At 59.2% G+C, this 15,019-nt stretch carries 18 protein-coding genes; 11 read left to right on the forward strand and 7 right to left on the reverse strand.

The genetic code is table 11. The annotated features are described in order from the left end of the window. Positions 1-42: 42 nt before the first annotated feature. The gene (locus tag BMZ32_RS15765; RefSeq protein ID WP_090243671.1) at positions 43-1,566 is read right to left on the reverse strand and encodes a fumarate hydratase; all 1,524 of its coding nucleotides are present in this window, start codon (positions 1,564-1,566) and stop codon (positions 43-45) included. 262 nt (positions 1,567-1,828) lie between these two features. Here BMZ32_RS15765 and BMZ32_RS15770 point away from each other — a divergent pair, with 262 nt between their 5' ends. The 3 genes from BMZ32_RS15770 to BMZ32_RS15780 are packed head-to-tail and all read left to right on the forward strand — an operon-like array spanning position 1,829 to position 4,710. After that, positions 1,829-2,956 carry a GGDEF domain-containing protein gene (locus BMZ32_RS15770; protein WP_090243673.1) on the forward strand — a complete coding sequence of 376 codons (1,128 nt, stop codon included), beginning with the start codon at positions 1,829-1,831 and terminating at the stop codon, positions 2,954-2,956. Continuing rightward, on the forward strand, positions 2,949-3,890 hold the full coding sequence (locus tag BMZ32_RS15775; RefSeq protein ID WP_090243676.1) for an iron-sulfur-binding ferredoxin reductase: 942 nt from the start codon (positions 2,949-2,951) through the stop codon (positions 3,888-3,890). The genes BMZ32_RS15770 and BMZ32_RS15775 overlap by 8 nt, the downstream gene beginning before the upstream one ends. 46 nt (positions 3,891-3,936) lie before the next feature. Continuing rightward, a complete protein-coding gene (locus BMZ32_RS15780; protein WP_090243678.1) occupies positions 3,937-4,710 on the forward strand; it encodes an enoyl-CoA hydratase in 774 nt (257 codons plus the stop codon). Between the two features lie 60 nt (positions 4,711-4,770). On the opposite strand, the gene pyk is transcribed toward BMZ32_RS15780, so the two are convergent. Next, positions 4,771-6,222 (reverse strand): pyruvate kinase, encoded by a 1,452-nt coding sequence (gene pyk / locus BMZ32_RS15785; RefSeq protein WP_090243680.1) that lies wholly within the window; start codon positions 6,220-6,222, stop codon positions 4,771-4,773. Positions 6,223-6,394: 172 nt separating this feature from the next. Between pyk and BMZ32_RS15790 the strand changes: the two genes are divergently transcribed. The 3 genes from BMZ32_RS15790 to BMZ32_RS15800 all read left to right on the forward strand — a co-directional run bounded on the left by BMZ32_RS15790 (position 6,395) and on the right by BMZ32_RS15800 (position 7,682). After that, positions 6,395-6,769 (forward strand): tetratricopeptide repeat protein, encoded by a 375-nt coding sequence (locus BMZ32_RS15790; protein WP_090243682.1) that lies wholly within the window; start codon positions 6,395-6,397, stop codon positions 6,767-6,769. A 67-nt stretch (positions 6,770-6,836) separates the two neighbouring features. After that, positions 6,837-7,259 carry a DUF4124 domain-containing protein gene (locus tag BMZ32_RS15795; RefSeq protein ID WP_090243684.1) on the forward strand — a complete coding sequence of 141 codons (423 nt, stop codon included), beginning with the start codon at positions 6,837-6,839 and terminating at the stop codon, positions 7,257-7,259. A gap of 60 nt (positions 7,260-7,319) precedes the next feature. Further along, positions 7,320-7,682, forward strand: a complete 363-nt coding sequence (locus BMZ32_RS15800; protein ID WP_090243686.1) for a PilZ domain-containing protein — start codon at positions 7,320-7,322, stop codon at positions 7,680-7,682. 70 nt (positions 7,683-7,752) lie between these two features. Here the strand turns inward: BMZ32_RS15800 and mqo are convergent, their stop codons facing one another. Next, complete coding sequence (mqo, locus tag BMZ32_RS15805) at positions 7,753-9,255, reverse strand: malate dehydrogenase (quinone) (RefSeq protein WP_090243687.1); 1,503 nt, start codon at positions 9,253-9,255, stop codon at positions 7,753-7,755. Between the two features lie 452 nt (positions 9,256-9,707). Then, a complete protein-coding gene (locus BMZ32_RS15810; RefSeq protein WP_090243688.1) occupies positions 9,708-9,941 on the reverse strand; it encodes a hypothetical protein in 234 nt (77 codons plus the stop codon). A gap of 172 nt (positions 9,942-10,113) precedes the next feature. On the opposite strand from BMZ32_RS15810, the gene BMZ32_RS15815 reads away from it, so the two are divergent. After that, on the forward strand, positions 10,114-10,698 hold the full coding sequence (locus BMZ32_RS15815) for a YajG family lipoprotein (protein ID WP_090243690.1): 585 nt from the start codon (positions 10,114-10,116) through the stop codon (positions 10,696-10,698). Between the two features lie 84 nt (positions 10,699-10,782). Here BMZ32_RS15815 and BMZ32_RS15820 read toward each other — a convergent pair whose 3' ends face one another. Further along, on the reverse strand, positions 10,783-10,983 hold the full coding sequence (locus BMZ32_RS15820) for a hypothetical protein (RefSeq protein WP_090243692.1): 201 nt from the start codon (positions 10,981-10,983) through the stop codon (positions 10,783-10,785). 269 nt (positions 10,984-11,252) lie between these two features. Here BMZ32_RS15820 and BMZ32_RS15825 point away from each other — a divergent pair, with 269 nt between their 5' ends. Beyond that, positions 11,253-11,540 carry a hypothetical protein gene (locus BMZ32_RS15825; protein WP_090243694.1) on the forward strand — a complete coding sequence of 96 codons (288 nt, stop codon included), beginning with the start codon at positions 11,253-11,255 and terminating at the stop codon, positions 11,538-11,540. Between the two features lie 63 nt (positions 11,541-11,603). Here BMZ32_RS15825 and BMZ32_RS15830 read toward each other — a convergent pair whose 3' ends face one another. Further along, positions 11,604-12,767 carry a 1-acyl-sn-glycerol-3-phosphate acyltransferase gene (locus BMZ32_RS15830; protein WP_090243696.1) on the reverse strand — a complete coding sequence of 388 codons (1,164 nt, stop codon included), beginning with the start codon at positions 12,765-12,767 and terminating at the stop codon, positions 11,604-11,606. A gap of 131 nt (positions 12,768-12,898) precedes the next feature. Here BMZ32_RS15830 and BMZ32_RS15835 point away from each other — a divergent pair, with 131 nt between their 5' ends. The 3 genes from BMZ32_RS15835 to BMZ32_RS15845 all read left to right on the forward strand — a co-directional run bounded on the left by BMZ32_RS15835 (position 12,899) and on the right by BMZ32_RS15845 (position 14,093). After that, complete coding sequence (locus BMZ32_RS15835) at positions 12,899-13,081, forward strand: CPXCG motif-containing cysteine-rich protein (protein ID WP_090243698.1); 183 nt, start codon at positions 12,899-12,901, stop codon at positions 13,079-13,081. Then, complete coding sequence (locus tag BMZ32_RS15840) at positions 13,081-13,341, forward strand: putative signal transducing protein (RefSeq protein ID WP_090243700.1); 261 nt, start codon at positions 13,081-13,083, stop codon at positions 13,339-13,341. Before BMZ32_RS15835 ends, BMZ32_RS15840 begins: the two co-directional genes overlap by 1 nt. Positions 13,342-13,475: 134 nt before the next feature. Next, positions 13,476-14,093: an SOS response-associated peptidase gene (locus tag BMZ32_RS15845; protein WP_090243702.1), complete on the forward strand. Its 618-nt coding sequence runs from the start codon at positions 13,476-13,478 to the stop codon at positions 14,091-14,093. Positions 14,094-14,173: 80 nt separating this feature from the next. On the opposite strand, the gene BMZ32_RS19875 is transcribed toward BMZ32_RS15845, so the two are convergent. Continuing rightward, a complete protein-coding gene (locus BMZ32_RS19875) occupies positions 14,174-15,016 on the reverse strand; it encodes a methyl-accepting chemotaxis protein (protein WP_423815411.1) in 843 nt (280 codons plus the stop codon). Positions 15,017-15,019: the final 3 nt, after the last annotated feature.

Genomic DNA, 15,019 nt, shown 5'->3' on the forward strand with positions numbered 1-15,019 from the left:
CAAACCCGGCACTCGGCCGGGTTTGTGGTAACGCTACAACGTTTACTTGATCTCGACCGCCAGGCTGTCGTGGATCTTCTTGTTCCAGATCGCCGGGCCGGTGATGTGCACCGACTCGCCCTTGGTGTCGACCGCCACAGTAACCGGCATGTCTTTCACTTCGAACTCGTAGATCGCTTCCATGCCCATTTCCGGGAAGGCCAATACGGTGGACTTCTTGATCGCTTGCGAGACCAGGTAAGCTGCACCGCCAACAGCCATCAGGTACACGGCTTTGTGGTCCTTGATCGCCTCGATAGCAATCGGGCCGCGCTCGGATTTACCGATCATGCCGAGCAGGCCAGTGCTTTCGAGGATCTGCCGAGTGAACTTGTCCATCCGCGTGGCGGTGGTTGGGCCAGCAGGGCCGACCACTTCGTCACCGACCGGATCAACCGGGCCGACGTAATAGATAAAGCGACCTTTCAAGTCAACCGGTAACTGTTCGCCTTTGTTGAGCATCTCGACCATGCGCTTGTGCGCGGCGTCGCGGCCGGTGAGCATCTTGCCGTTGAGCAACACGGTCTCGCCCGGCTTCCAGCTCTGTACGTCTTCCGGGGTGAGGGTGTCGAGGTTAACGCGGCGCGCACTCGGGCCGGCTTCCCAGACGATTTCCGGGTAAGCGGAAAGGTCCGGCGCTTCCAGTTCGGCCGGGCCGGAGCCGTCGAGCACGAAGTGGGCGTGACGGGTGGCGGCGCAGTTGGGGATCATGCACACCGGCAAGCTGGCGGCGTGGGTCGGGTAATCCATGATCTTGACGTCGAGCACGGTGGTCAGGCCACCCAGGCCCTGGGCACCAATGCCCAGCTGGTTGACCTTCTCGAACAGTTCGAGGCGGATCTCCTCGATTCTGTTCGAAGGGCCACGTGCTTGCAGTTCGTGGATGTCGATGTGCTCCATCAGCACTTCTTTGGCCATGACCGCCGCTTTCTCGGCTGTACCGCCGATACCGATGCCGAGCATGCCAGGCGGGCACCAGCCAGCACCCATTTCTGGCACGGTCTTGAGCACCCAGTCGACGATCGAATCGGACGGGTTGAGCATGGCCATCTTCGACTTGTTCTCGGAACCGCCGCCTTTGGCCGCGACGTCTACCGACAACGTGTCACCGGGCACCACGGAGTAATGGATCACAGCTGGGGTGTTGTCTTTGGTGTTCTTCCGAGCGCCAGCTGGGTCGGCCAGGATCGAGGCGCGCAGGACGTTTTCCGGCAAGTTGTAAGCGCGGCGTACGCCTTCGTTGATCATGTCATCGACGCTCATGGTCGCGCCGTCCCAGCGCACATCCATCCCCACCTTGATAAACACGGTGACGATGCCAGTGTCCTGGCAGATCGGCCGGTGGCCGGTGGCACACATGCGCGAGTTGATCAGGATCTGCGCCATGGCGTCGCGCGCAGCCGGGGATTCTTCTTTCAGGTAGGCCTCGTGCATGGCCTGGATGAAATCTACGGGGTGGTAATAGGAAATGAACTGCAGGGCGTCGGCGACGCTTTGAATCAGGTCGTCTTGCTTGATCACGGTCATGCTGTGCGCTCCCTTTGCTATAGATGGAGTAGGGCAGGAACTTCGAAGAGCGCTGGGGCATGCCCGGCGCAGGTTTATCAGGGCCAGAGGACAAGATAAAAAGGCGCGGCAGTATAGCGCGCACGGCACTAGGCGGACACCTTGTAGGTCGCGACCATGGTCGTTGATCGGTTAATGACGCCGACTAATTGACTAGGCATTGTGTAATCGCAGGGGTAGAGTGGCGGCTAGATGCCAGTATGGGAAGGAGCCCATAAACACCATGAACCCAAGCAGTCAATCGGGTACTCGGAGCAGCCTGCAAAGACTGCTGCTGAAGCGTTTTAGTATGGCGGCGGCGACGTACGCTTTGACCGGGCTGTTGTGCGGAGTTGGCGCATTTACCGGGTTGTTTAATGCGCCGCCGTTAGCCGTTCTGAGCATCGCCGCCTTGGCCGCGTTAAGCCAAATACTCTTTCTCGGGCTGTTTCTATCCCGCTTCAATCTGCGCTTCGCCGATCCCAGCCTGACGGAACTCCAGGTGCTGGTGGCATTGGTGTGGCTGACAGCGCTGCTTTCGCTATTCAGCGAGGGACGCGGCAGCCTGTTGGTGATTTACATGCTGATTTTGCTGTTCGGTGTGTTTCAGCTGCCGCCCAAGGTCTTTGCCCGTTGCGCACTGGTGGCCTTTTTGGGTTTTGCCGGGTTGAACTTATATGAGGCCTATACCCTGCAGTTGCGTGCGCCGCGTATGGCGCTGATGCAGGCATGCGTGCTGTCTGTGGTACTGGTTTGGCTGTGCCTATTCGCCAGTTACGCCCAGGCGCTGCGTCAACGTATGCGCAAACGCCGCTTCGCTTTGCAAGCGCATCAGGACACCCTGCGTGGCATGATGCGTCAGCTGGAAGACCTGGCAGCGACTGACGAGTTGACCGGGCTCTACAATCGTCGGCACTTCTTGCGCTTGGCTAGTCGTGAGCTGGAAGGCTTGCGAAGTGGGCGTCAGCACGGTCTGGCGTTGCTGGATCTCGACCATTTCAAGCGAATCAATGATATGCACGGTCACGCCGCCGGCGATCGCGTGCTGCAGACGTTTGCCGTCGTAGCCCGCGCCTGTCTGCGCGAGGGTGATGTGCTGGCCCGCTATGGCGGTGAGGAATTTGTTTTGCTACTACCCAATACCGAAGCCGATCAGTTCAGTGCATGTTGTGAGCGCTTACGCGAGGCGTTCAGCCACGCCGAGCCGCTGGGCGTGAAGCTGGAGGGGCTGAGCGTCTCTATCGGCATGACCCTGCTTGGCGTTCACGATGACCTTGATGATGCTCTGCAGCGTGCCGATCAGGCCCTCTACCAAGCTAAACGTGAAGGGCGAAACCGCTGCGCGGCGACCTGGGAGCAGGTGGATGCCTGAGTTACGGGTCGCTGAACACTGCCTTCAAGTCGCTAGCGCCAGTAATTTGTTAGACAGCCTCTTAGCGGCGGGTATTGCCGTGCCTTACAGCTGTCGGGCGGGCAGTTGCCATGCTTGTCTGGTGCGTTGTGTACGTGGTGATGTACTCGACGCAAAACCGGAAGCACTGGCTGGTGCGCAGCGAGAGCAGGGCTGGCGTCTGGCCTGCCAGTGCCAAATACGTGATGACATACAGGTTGAAGTGTTCAACCCGCTGCGTGATGGGCTGCCGGCGACCATCTACAGCTGTGACTGGCTGAGTGCGGATGTGCTGCGTTTACGCCTGACTCCACCGCAGCCGTTGCGTTACAGCGCCGGCCAGCATCTGCAGCTCTGGACCGAAGACGGTATTGCTCGACCTTATTCATTGGCGAGTATCCCTGGCGTTGATACCTGGCTGGAGTTTCATATTGATTGTCGTCAGGGCGGCGCGTTTGCCACAGCGGCGCGCGCGTTTCAGCCCGGCGACAACCTACGGCTGGGCGAGTTACGCGGCGCAGCCCTGCACTATGACCCCGAATGGCAAGCCCGGCCGCTGTGGTTGCTGGCCGCGGGCACCGGCTTGGCGCCGTTGTACGCGGTGCTGCGTGAGGCGCTGCGCGAGCAGCATCAAGGGCTTATCCGGGTTATTCATCTGGCCCATGATCAGGCGGGGCATTACCTGGCTGAGCCCTTGCGGGCCCTGGCGTCCAGTCACCCCCAGGTGCAGGTTGAACTAATGGTGGCGGCCGAGTTGCCGGCTGCTTTGGCCGAACTGCGCCTTGTTTCGCGGCAAACCATCGCTTTACTCTGCGGCCACCCTGACAGCGTCGAAACCTTTGCGCGTCGCCTCTATCTGGCGGGTTTGCCGCGTAACCAAACCTTCGCTGACGTTTTTTTGCCGCATGCGCGCTAGCCATTAAGGTTGCCTGCATGCGGGAGGCCTGCCGTGAGGAACAATAATGAGTGAGCATCTGCTGGTTGAGCGTGAACAAGGGGTGCTGACCTTGCGCATGCACCGCCCCGATAAAAAGAACGCGCTGACTCGGGCTATGTACAGCGGTATGGCGGAAGTGCTGGCGCAGGCCGATCAGGATAAAAGCGTACGCGCGGTCCTGATTACCGGCGGTGAAAGTTGCTTCACCAGCGGCAATGATGTCGCCGATTTCATCAAGGCACCGCCTAGCGGGCTGAACAGTGAAGTGTTCCAGTTTATGCAGGCGTTGTTCGAGTTCAGCAAGCCGGTGGTGGCTGCCGTCAACGGCCCGGCCGTGGGCATCGGCACCACGATGCTGCTGCACTGCGATCTGGTGTATGTCGGCCGTGGGGCCAAGCTGAAAATGCCTTTCGTTAACCTGGGGCTTTGCCCTGAGTACGGCTCCAGCCTGATTCTGCCTCGCTTGCTCGGCCACGCTCGGGCCGCTGAGCTGTTGTTGCTGGGAGAGAGTTTTACCGGTGAGCAGGCCGCCGCCTGGGGGATTGCCAACCAGGCACTGACGGACGGCGCTGAAATCTTGGCCAAGGCCCGCGAAATGGCCCTGCGCTTTCAGCAACTGGCGCCCGCTGCAGTGGCGGACAGCAAACGCCTGATGCGCGCGCCGGATCGCGAGCAACTGCGCCGGGTGATCGAGGAGGAGGGCGCGCTGTTCGGTCAACGCCTGCGCTCGCCCGAAGCCATCGAAGCGCTGACCGCTTTTATGCAGCGGCGCACGCCGGATTTCAGCACGTTCGCCTGAGGCATTGAGGCAAACAAAAAGGCCGCTCACTGAGCGGCCTTTTGCATTGCAGCGCAGCAGTTAAACCAGCGCTTCACCCACATGCAGCAGTTTCATGGTGTTGGTGCCGCCGATGGTGTGGTAACTGTCGCCCTTGGTCAGTATCACCCAGTCACCAGCCTGCACCACGCCACGCTTGAGCAGCTCGTCCACTGCGGCCTGGCTGACTTCGGCCGGTTGCAGGGCGGCGGGGTCGAACGGCACGGTGTAGACGCCGCGGAACATCGCCGCACGGGCCTGGGTTTCACGGTGCGGAGAGAAGGCGAAGATCGGCACCGAAGAGCGGATGCGCGACATGATCAGCGGGGTGTAGCCACTTTCAGTGAGGGCAATGATCGCTTTTACGCCAGGGAAGTGATTGGCCGTGTACATGGCTGCTAAGGCGATGCTTTCGTCGCAACGCTCGAACTCGGTGCCTATGCGATGGCTGGACTTCTTGCTGGTTGGGTGTTTTTCCGCGCCCAGGCAGATGCGCGCCATGGCTTGCACCGCTTCCAGCGGGTAGGCGCCGGCGGCGCTTTCCGCCGAGAGCATCACCGCATCGGTGTAGTCGAGCACGGCGTTAGCCACGTCGGAGACTTCCGCACGGGTCGGCATCGGGTTCTGGATCATCGACTCCATCATCTGCGTCGCCGTGATTACCGCCTTGTTGTGGCGGCGCGCGTGCAGAATGATTTTCTTCTGAATGCCGCACAGCTCGGCATCACCGATTTCCACGCCCAGGTCGCCACGGGCAACCATCACCGCGTCACTGGCGCGGATCAAGCCATCGAGGGTTTCGTCATCGGCCACCGCTTCGGCGCGCTCGATTTTCGCCACCAGCCAGGCGGTGCCGCCGGCTTCGTCACGCAGTTTGCGTGCGTAGTGCATGTCGTCGGCATCGCGCGGGAAGGACACTGCCAGGTAATCCAGCTCCATCTCGGCGGCCAGTTTGATGTCGGCTTTGTCTTTCTCGGTCAGCGCCGGTGCGGTCAAGCCGCCGCCGCGACGGTTGATACCTTTATGGTCGGACAGCGGACCACCGATGATCACTTCGCAGTGCAGGGCATCGGCTGTGGCACTTTCTACGCGCATCACCACACGGCCGTCGTCGAGCAGCAGCTCGTCACCAACGCCGCAATCCTTGACCAGATCCGGGTAGTCGATGCCGACGATGTCTTGGGTGCCGGCAGTCAACGGATGGCTGGTTGAGAACGTGAAGCGGTCACCAAGTTTCAGCTCAATGCGCTTGTTGGCGAATTTGGCGATACGGATTTTCGGGCCTTGCAGATCGCCCAGCAGGGCCACGTGGCGACCGTGCTTGGCGGCCAGTTCGCGCACCAGCTTAGCGCGAGCCTTGTGCTCGTCAGGCGAGCCATGGGAGAAGTTCAGACGGGCAACATCCAGGCCGGCGATGATCAGTTGTTCAAGAACCTCGGGGCTGTTGCTCGATGGGCCGAGGGTGGCGACGATTTTGGTGCGGCGAACGGTCATGCACAGACTCCTGAGTGGCAACTGCAGACGAGGCTACTATGCCGCAACCCTGTAGTCATTGTTCCGCTGCACTACCTCTGGCGGCCACGTGATGCGGCATGAGTTATTGCGGTATATGGTCCTGCAGAATTTCCTCAGGCAGTCGATACACTGCACATCGGAGGAGAGGCTTATGCGCATACTGTTGATTGTTTTGTTGCTAGTGGGGCTGGCCGGCTGCAACCGCTACTCGTTCGACCACCATCTAAATAGTGCCTACGAGGCTTACGATCGCGGTGAGTGTGAAGCGGCCATTTTGTCGTTGTCCAAGGCCGAGCGTAACAGCCGTTCGCGGCGTTATATGCAGCCAGAAATTTCTCTGCTGCGTGGCCAGTGCTTGGAGCGTCAGGCATTGTTTGTCGATGCCATGCAGACCTACCAGTTCATCACCAGCCAATATCCGGCCAGCGAATATGCCTACCGCGCCCGCGCGCGTATGGACACCTTGCGCCAGCTTGGACATGAAGGCGTTGGTGTGGCGGTTAAGGTTAACCCGGTCAAGCCTTGACCGCTGGTCATCAGTGCTGACAGAACGCTGATCTCGGCAGTAAGCTGAGTTTTTCGGGAGGGAATCCATGCGCGTCTTGTTGTGCTTATTGTTGCTGCCGGGTTTGGCCGCTGCGGAAATTTATCGTTGGACGGATGCCAATGGGCAGGTGCATTTCGGCCAGCGCCCTGCGGTGGCTGGAGCGGAAAAGGTTGAAGTAAAACCGCAGGTGGTTGAACGTGACCAATTGACCCGTGAGAGGGAAGAACGTACCAGTCGGTTTTACGATGCCCGCCGTGAAGAGCAGGCGCAGGCCTCGGCAGTTGCGACCGAGCGGCAGGTCAAGCGTGCCCAGGAGTGCCGCGAACTGCATAAGCGTCTGGCCTCTATTCCTGAGGGGCGTAGCTACTATCGGGATGAGGCCGATGGTCAGCGCAGTTATTACAGCGATAAGCAGATCGATACCGCTCGTCAGCAATTGCAAAGCCGGGTGGCTGAGCGCTGTTCCTGAAACTGGTTTAAGTGCAGTAGTGGGGCCATACTCAATGGCCATTTATAGCGATGTGCCACTATGTCAGCACCTGCTCAGCGCAGTATCGAACGCCATCAGTTGCCGTATTACCTGAAGGTGTTCAACCGCATCACCGACAAGCCCATGGGCTATATCGGTAACGTCTCATTGGACGGCCTGCTGCTGATCAGTCAGTTGCCCCTGCTGGTGGGCGCGCGCTTTGATATGCGTTTGAAAATTCCAGGGCATGATGCTCCGCACCACATTGATTTCTCGGCCACCTGCCAATGGTCCCGTGAGGATGTCACCCCTGGCTACTATGATTCGGGTTTTGCGCTGGTGGCGCCGCCCGCCGACTATGTTGAGATGGTCGATGCGCTGCGCCATTATTTTAGTTTCAGACCGCTGGCTACATCAGCCTGAATGACGTGGACACTGTTTATCCGAGGCATAAAAAACCGCCCCTAGAGGCGGTTTTTTATGCCCAGGCAGCTCAAGCGCTAACGCTTTGTTCCAGTTGCAGCAAGGCATCGGAACGCGACTGCACTTCGCGGTAGCGCTCGGCATCGCTGGCCAAAACGTCAGCCATGGCCGGGAATATCTCGTTCAGCTTGGTGCGCCATTGCTCTGATTTCACCTGCTCGCCGAAGCAGCGCTGGATCAGGTCAAGCATGATCGAGACGGTTACCGAAGCACCTGGCGATGCGCCCAGCAGGGCGGCCAGAGAACCGTCTTGTGCGGCCACCAGTTCGGTACCGAACTGCAGGATGCCACCGTTTTTCGCATGCTTCTTGATGATCTGCACGCGTTGGCCGGCGATCTCAATGCGCCAGTCTTCGGCTTTGGCTTCTGGGTAGAAGCCGCGCAGAGTTTCCAGGCGCTTCTCTTCGGACTGCAGCACTTCCTTGATCAGGTAGCGGGTCAGGTCGAAGTTGTCGCGCGCCACGGCCAACATGGGGCCGATGTTGTTGAAACGGATCGACAGCGGCAGGTCGAGGAACGAACCACGCTTAAGGAACTTGGTGGTGAAGCCGGCGTAAGGGCCGAACAGCAGCGAGGTCTTGCCCTCGACTACGCGGGTATCCAGGTGCGGGACCGACATCGGTGGCGAACCGACGGCCGCCTGGCTGTAGACCTTGGCCTGGTGCTGTTTGACGATTTCCGGATTGTCGCAGCGCAACCACTGACCGCTGACGGGGAAGCCGCCAAAGCCTTTGCCTTCGGGTATGTCGGACATCTGCAGCAGCGGCAGCGCCGCGCCGCCGGCACCGAGGAAGACGAACTTGGCTTGGATTTCCCGGGTGCTGCCGTTTTGCAGGTCCTTGACGCTGACGCGCCAGCCTTGACCGCTGCGCTTGAGGCCAACGACTTTTTGGCTACAGGTGACTTTGGCTTCGTTCTGCTGACGGAGGTGGTCGAGCAGGTGCAGGGTCAATGCACCGAAGTTAACGTCGGTACCGGCCATCACGCGGGTGGCGGCGATGGGCTCGTTCGGGTCGCGGCCCGGCAGCATCAGCGGCATCCATTCGGCCATGGTGGCGCGGTCTTCGCTGTATTCCATTTCGCTGAAGGCGTGATGAGCGGTCAGTGCGGCAAAGCGCTTCTTCAGGAAGTCGATGCCTTTCTGACCACGCACGAAGCTTAAGTGCGGGACCGGGCTGATAAACGACTTGGGCGAGCCAAAGCGACCTTTCTCGACCAGGTAAGCCCAGAACTGCTTGGATTCCTCGAACTGAGCATTGATGGACACCGACTTTTTGATGTCGATCGAACCGTCTTCAGCTTCCGGCGTGTAATTCAGCTCACACAGGGCCGCATGGCCAGTGCCCGCGTTATTCCATGGGTAAGAGCTTTCGCTCGACGCGGCGCTCATCATATCGAGCACTTCCAGCTTGATTGCTGGGTCGAGTTCTTTAAGCAGGACGGCCAGGGTCGCACTCATGATGCCTGCACCAACCAGCACCACATCCATTGTTTCGTATTCGTTTTGCGCCATTACCACTTCTCCGCAAACCAGCACTCAATAGACGTTAATCAGCCAGAATAAACAGGTAATCAGCAGTCTGTGAGACATTCAGGGTTGAAGGAAGCAGGCTTCTGGGTGCAGATGCCAACCGCGAGATCATTCATTTTCGCCACACTCTTGTGAAGTTTTCCAAACCGTTTTTTCACGCTCTTTTGGAGTCGTGAACCTCAAAACACGTCTGCTTTGGCCAGCTTTTCACCGACGTAAAGCGACCTTTGCAGAAGCTGCATGGCGTTTCACAGTTGGGAAAAGCGCTAGCTAGAGGACAGCGTGAAGTGGGCGACTCTCTGGGGCGCGGCCGATGAATGATGCATCAGCGTTACGGCAAGGCCCGAACAGGAGGCGTCCTTATATTCGGGGCGCGATTATAAGGGCAAAGCAGGAAAATTGATCGCCTGGTGTGACTTTTCTTCTTTCGCTGGTCAGGCTGCCAGCGTTTGCTGGGCGCGCGGGTGTGGCGTGAACTGTATGGTCCTGGCGTCGTTTGGCAGCTGCTGACCAAGCCAGCTCAAGCAGCTGTGTTGCACTTCAACCCAGCCAGAGCCTTGTGGGGCTTGGGCTGACTGGCGCAGTGCGGTGCAAATGCCCTGCGCGTTGAGTAGCGCGAACGTGCGCATCGGACGGCGCGGGGCGAGCAGGCTACGCAGGTCGAACATGGCGATTCACTCACGAGCAGAGAAGACTAAAGTCTTATGCCTGAAGCGCATGACAAGAGCGTTACGGGAACCTGTTACACGCTTGTGCGTCATAACAACCAGCGCTGTCAGGCCTTTATCGCGCTGGGTATACTGCGCCACGTCTGCCCCTTATTTCTATGGAGAGTTGAGCATGCTGCATCGTCTGCTGTTTGGTCTGGTGGCTGTTGCCAGCCTTACTCTGGTGGGTTGTGCCCACAGCCCGCAACAACTCAGCCCACAACCTAAGCTCAATAGCCCATTGACCGCCGTTGGCCAAGGCCAGCCGGTTGTGGTGCGAGTGGCTGATGGGCGTCCTTCGCCTGTGCTGGGGACTCGCGGCGGCCTGTATCCGGAAACCAGCGCCATCAGCGTGACTGGTCAGGATGTACTGCCCAAGCTGCAGGCTCAGGCTGAAGCGGCTGTGCGCCTGCTTGGTTTCACCCCGAGCGCGAATGCCTACAACGCGCCGCAGCTGACTCTGACCCTAGCCGAGCTCAAGTATCAGTCGCCTAAGGAAGGTTTGTATGTGACTGAAGCGGACATGACCGCGACTTTCCGGGTTGATGTGCAGAACAGTAGCCGTCGCTACAGCGGCCGTTACGGGGCGTCGTTGAATCAGCGTTTCGGCATGGCGCCGAATCAGGCCACCAACACCAAGCTGGTTAGCGATGTGTTGAGCGATGCACTCACCCGCGCATTCAAGGATCCGACCATCGGTCAGGTGCTCGCGCAGTAAGCGCTGTTGGCGTAATAAAAAAGCCCGGACTTTTCCGGGCTTTTTTCTGTTTGCGATTTCTCGCCTGCAGCGAACGGCCGCGCTTCAGGCGGCTTCGCTGTAAAACGCTGGCAGGCCTGTGCGTGTGTCGATATCAGGTAGGGCGGAGTGTTCATGGCCGCCGATGGCGCAGTACATCAGCCAGTGCTCGTCGTGCACGTTGAATGACAATCCATCGGTGACGGCTTCAACATCATCCAGCGAGTCGATCAGGTCGTCGCGGTCTTGGGGGTGGGCATGCAGCATGGTGCAATTCTCCATGGCTAATCAGGGTCTGTCTGCGCGCGCGAAACCTTTTGAGCAAGGCGTTGAGACGAGCGTTAAACCCTAAATCAGGCATGTGCCAGTGTTTCGACCCGTTGCTCACGGTAGCTGCGATTCGTCGGAATCGAGCCGCGAGAGCGACATCCTTCGGTAGACTCCGCGCCCGTATTTGGACTGCCTGATGCTGTATTGGGTGTGCTGATGGTCAGGCGCGACAGTGCTCGCATGCCATTAAGAAGTTGAGGTCGAACATGTCGTTGCAAGCGCTTTGGTGGTTGATCGAAAGTCAGCCTGGGCAGTGGCTGAATGGGTTGGCGCTGTTTTTTGCCATGGCCGGCTCCTGGTTGTTGCTGGCTACCCGCCTGCGTGAGCAGCGCGCGCTGGGGCGGATGTTGGCCGGTAACGTGCTAAGCGAGTTGGCGCAGCAGGCCTATACCGAGGATGAGCCGACACTGCGCCTAAACCGCTTCTTCTATCGGTTTGGCTATGCCTGCCAGGCATCGGCATTGCTGCTGTCCTGGCTCAGTACCCAGCTGTAGTTCAGGTTCAGCCCATAAAAAACGGCAGCCATTGGCTGCCGTTTTTTATGGCGGGTCACCGCGTCAAAGAGGCAGGCCGGCTTTGATCCGGTACTGGTTACGCACCGGGTTGGCATATTGCAGGATCAGGTAGGGCTGCTGTTCGCGCGGACAGTTAGCCAGGCGGCGCTGCCATTCGCTTTTTGCCGCACTGAGTTCAGCTGCGGGGAATAATTCGGCAACATTGGGCACTGCCAGTGTGGGGTCGCGATCCGCCCACATGGCATACGCCAGGTAATGCACGGGGAACAGCCGATAGCCGCTGAGTATCCGCCTATCCATCTCTGCCGCCAGCATTTTGCTGTCATCCAAACCCTGGTCTACTGGCGCGCCGAAGTGCACATGCACGCGGCCTTTGTAGCCGGTTATGCCGAGAGCAATGCTCTGGTCATCTTCACCTGCCGCTTTGGTATAGCTGCCACTTCCCGCACGCATTGACAGTTCGCGGGCCTTGGCCTGATCGCACGGGTCGTATTCGTAGCTGATCGACACCGGCGTCAGGCGCAGGCTGTTGATCACCTCGGCAAACGGCTCGGCCTTACGGTTCATATGGAACATCTTGAGGATCGCCGAATCAGTGCGGTCATCACCATCCTTGGCGCGCCCCTCGGCCTGGGCGATCCAGATCGACTCGCCGTCAACGCGAATCGAGTGATTGATATAGGACGAGAGCAACTGATAAGCCGCCAGCTTTTCACGTCGACCACTGATCGAGCGGTGCACGATAAAACTTTTGTTCAGGCGCATCAGGTCGCTGACAAACGGCTTTTGCAGTAGGTTGTCGCCAATCGCGATGCGCGGCGTCGGCAGGCCAGCGTGGTACACCGCGTAGTTGACAAAGGCCGGGTCCATGACGATATCGCGATGGTTGGCGAGGAATAAATAGGCTTGGCCGCCCTGCAGGTGTTCGATGCCGGAATAGCTCACGCCATCGGTTGCCCGCTCAATGGTGTGATCGACATAACTGGCGATGCGCGTTTGCAATTGCGCTACCGAACTGACGTCGCGAAACTCAAGACGCAGGCGATAGGCTATAAGTGGTTTAAGCAGCCAGCCTAAAGGTGCCGCCAAACGCGGGAAGCGAAACTGAGTGAGGATGCCTAGAAACGCATCGTCGGCCAGCAGGCGCGCAAGTACGGCAGGGACTTCGGCGTCGGCGTAAGGTCGGATGGCATCGAATTCGCCCATCATGCTCTCTTGTTGTGGTTGGCTGCGGGGATGCTCACTGCGCGGATCGTCGCGCTCAGTAAGGGCCTTTGCATGACTGCAAGGCCAGCTATAGACCGGCGATTATACGCCCAAGTCACAAGGAGACCGCGATGCTGGAAACTCAGGACTACCAATGCCCTTATTGTGGCGAGCAGGTTGAGGCCTTACTCGACCTGTCTGCTGGCGATCAGCAGTACATAGAAGACTGTTCGGTGTGCTGCCGACCGATCGTATTTACCCTGCAAACCGATGGCGAGGACTGGAGCCTCGACGTGCGCGGGGAAAATGACTGATGCAGCGAATCTACGAGCCGCAAGACTTGATGGAAGCTGAATTGCTGCTAGGGATGCTGGCCAGTGAAGGTATCGAAGGTTACCTCACCGGGCAGCATCTCGCGGGCGCGGTGGGTGAGTTACCTGCCTGTGGTTTGCTCGGGCTAATGGTCGAGGATGAACACGCGCAGGACGCACAGCAGTTGATCGCCGCGTACAATGCGGCGCAACCGCTGCCTGGCGATGAGCCGGATCATGTCCTGGGCACGCTGCTCTGCTGAGTAGCGGTTACGTCGCTACGGGCTGTGACTGGTGGTGCGTCTTGTAGGGTTCTAACGGGGAAGACCGTTAAGCCGATTTTTAGCCATCGCAGCGCGGCTACTGTGTTTATTCCAAGTGTTATCGAGTTTTTCTCATGTGTGGACGTTTTGCCCTGTTTCGTTGGACGCCTGCATTTGCGGCGATTCCCGGTTTTCCCGCTGACCAGTTACCGCACTGGAGTATTTCGCCGCATAGTCAGGTCTTGCTGCTGCGCAACGTCGATGGCGAGCGCCAGTTAACGCGCGCCCGCTGGGGGCTGACGCCCCCCTGGTTGACTGATCTAACGAAGACGCCGGCCCAGGCCCGCGCGGAAACCCTGGCCGAGCAGCCGATGTTTCGTGAGGCGTTTCGCCTGCGCCGCGGTTTGTTACCGGCTAATGGCTTTTACGAGTGGCGAGGCACGGCACGCAAACGCCCGTATTGGCTGACGGGCGAGGGCACGCCGCTGTATTTTGCCGCGTTGTGGGAAGCCTACCCGGTTGAAGGCTGCGTTTACCTGAGCGCTGCGGTGGTAACCCAGGCCGCCGCCAATCAGCGCCGGCCGTTGATTCTTGATGAGGCCGGGCAGGCGGCGTGGTTGGCAGCCGATACATCGCCAGCTGAGTTGCAAGCCTTACTGGCACGGCACCAAACGGCGCTGCGCGAGCGGGTGCTGGCCAACCTGGTCAATGATCCTAAATTAGATGCGCCAGAATGCCTGACGCCCGCCTAGCTGGCGGGCGCTATCCTCACAAGGCATTAACAATAAAAAAGGGCGTACTGCGAGGCAGTCCGCCCTTTTTGCCTGCCCAGTTAGACCTTGAATTGGTTGATCAAGCGGCGTTGTTGTTCGGCCAATTTGGTCAGCTCTGCGCTGGCCTGACTGGCCTCGTCGGCGCCACCTGCAACTTCATTGGCCACCTGGCCAATATTAGTGACGTTACGGTTGATGTCTTCGGCCACTGCGCTTTGTTCCTCGGCCGCGCTGGCGATCTGCGTGTTCATGTCGTTGATCACCGAAACCGCCTGGGTGATTGACTCCAGCGCTTCGGCTGCCTGGCTGGCTTGCTTCACGCTGATCTCGGTTTTGCTCTGGCTGTCTTCCATCACTTTTACGACGTCGCGGGTGCCTTGCTGCAGCTGCTGGATCATGGTCTGGATCTCTTCGGTGGCCTGCTGGGTTTTTTGCGCCAGGTTGCGCACCTCGTCGGCCACTACGGCAAAGCCTCGGCCCTGTTCGCCGGCGCGTGCGGCCTCGATGGCCGCGTTGAGCGCGAGCAGGTTGGTTTGCTCGGCAATGCCGCGAATCGCTACCAAGATGGCGTTAATGTTCTCGCTGTCCTTGGCCAGCGTTTGCACCACGGTCACCGCGCGCCCGATTTCCTGAGCCAGTGCAGCAATCGAGTTAGCGGTGTTCTGCACCGTTTGCTTGCCTTGATTAGCGGCGCGGTCTGCATGATTAGCGGCCTCAGCTGCATGGGTGGCGTTGCGTGCCACATCCTGGGCAGTGGCGGTCATTTCATGCACAGCAGTGGCGACCAGTTCGATTTCCGCCATTTGTTTCTGCACGCCCTGGTTAGTGCGGATGGCAATGTCGGCAGTGTGCTCGGACGAGTCGCTGACCTTTTGTACCGAACTCACCACTTGGCTGATCATTGC

It is taken from the genome of Pseudomonas guineae, assembly GCF_900113745.1.
Taxonomy (GTDB): domain Bacteria; phylum Pseudomonadota; class Gammaproteobacteria; order Pseudomonadales; family Pseudomonadaceae; genus Aquipseudomonas; species Aquipseudomonas guineae.

Bases quoted from the DNA above. Each gene is read 5' to 3' on its own strand.
- BMZ32_RS15765 (WP_090243671.1), bottom strand. From the start codon at position 1,566: ATGACCGTGATCAAGCAAGACGACCTGATTCAAAGCGTCGCCGACGCC.
- BMZ32_RS15770 (WP_090243673.1), top strand. From the start codon at position 1,829: ATGAACCCAAGCAGTCAATCGGGTACTCGGAGCAGCCTGCAAAGACTG.
- BMZ32_RS15775 (WP_090243676.1), top strand. From the start codon at position 2,949: ATGCCTGAGTTACGGGTCGCTGAACACTGCCTTCAAGTCGCTAGCGCC.
- BMZ32_RS15780 (WP_090243678.1), top strand. From the start codon at position 3,937: ATGAGTGAGCATCTGCTGGTTGAGCGTGAACAAGGGGTGCTGACCTTG.
- pyk (WP_090243680.1), bottom strand. From the start codon at position 6,222: ATGACCGTTCGCCGCACCAAAATCGTCGCCACCCTCGGCCCATCGAGC.
- BMZ32_RS15790 (WP_090243682.1), top strand. From the start codon at position 6,395: ATGCGCATACTGTTGATTGTTTTGTTGCTAGTGGGGCTGGCCGGCTGC.
- BMZ32_RS15795 (WP_090243684.1), top strand. From the start codon at position 6,837: ATGCGCGTCTTGTTGTGCTTATTGTTGCTGCCGGGTTTGGCCGCTGCG.
- BMZ32_RS15800 (WP_090243686.1), top strand. From the start codon at position 7,320: ATGTCAGCACCTGCTCAGCGCAGTATCGAACGCCATCAGTTGCCGTAT.
- mqo (WP_090243687.1), bottom strand. From the start codon at position 9,255: ATGGCGCAAAACGAATACGAAACAATGGATGTGGTGCTGGTTGGTGCA.
- BMZ32_RS15810 (WP_090243688.1), bottom strand. From the start codon at position 9,941: ATGTTCGACCTGCGTAGCCTGCTCGCCCCGCGCCGTCCGATGCGCACG.
- BMZ32_RS15815 (WP_090243690.1), top strand. From the start codon at position 10,114: ATGCTGCATCGTCTGCTGTTTGGTCTGGTGGCTGTTGCCAGCCTTACT.
- BMZ32_RS15820 (WP_090243692.1), bottom strand. From the start codon at position 10,983: ATGCTGCATGCCCACCCCCAAGACCGCGACGACCTGATCGACTCGCTG.
- BMZ32_RS15825 (WP_090243694.1), top strand. From the start codon at position 11,253: ATGTCGTTGCAAGCGCTTTGGTGGTTGATCGAAAGTCAGCCTGGGCAG.
- BMZ32_RS15830 (WP_090243696.1), bottom strand. From the start codon at position 12,767: ATGGGCGAATTCGATGCCATCCGACCTTACGCCGACGCCGAAGTCCCT.
- BMZ32_RS15835 (WP_090243698.1), top strand. From the start codon at position 12,899: ATGCTGGAAACTCAGGACTACCAATGCCCTTATTGTGGCGAGCAGGTT.
- BMZ32_RS15840 (WP_090243700.1), top strand. From the start codon at position 13,081: ATGCAGCGAATCTACGAGCCGCAAGACTTGATGGAAGCTGAATTGCTG.
- BMZ32_RS15845 (WP_090243702.1), top strand. From the start codon at position 13,476: ATGTGTGGACGTTTTGCCCTGTTTCGTTGGACGCCTGCATTTGCGGCG.
- BMZ32_RS19875 (WP_423815411.1), bottom strand. From the start codon at position 15,016: ATGATCAGCCAAGTGGTGAGTTCGGTACAAAAGGTCAGCGACTCGTCC.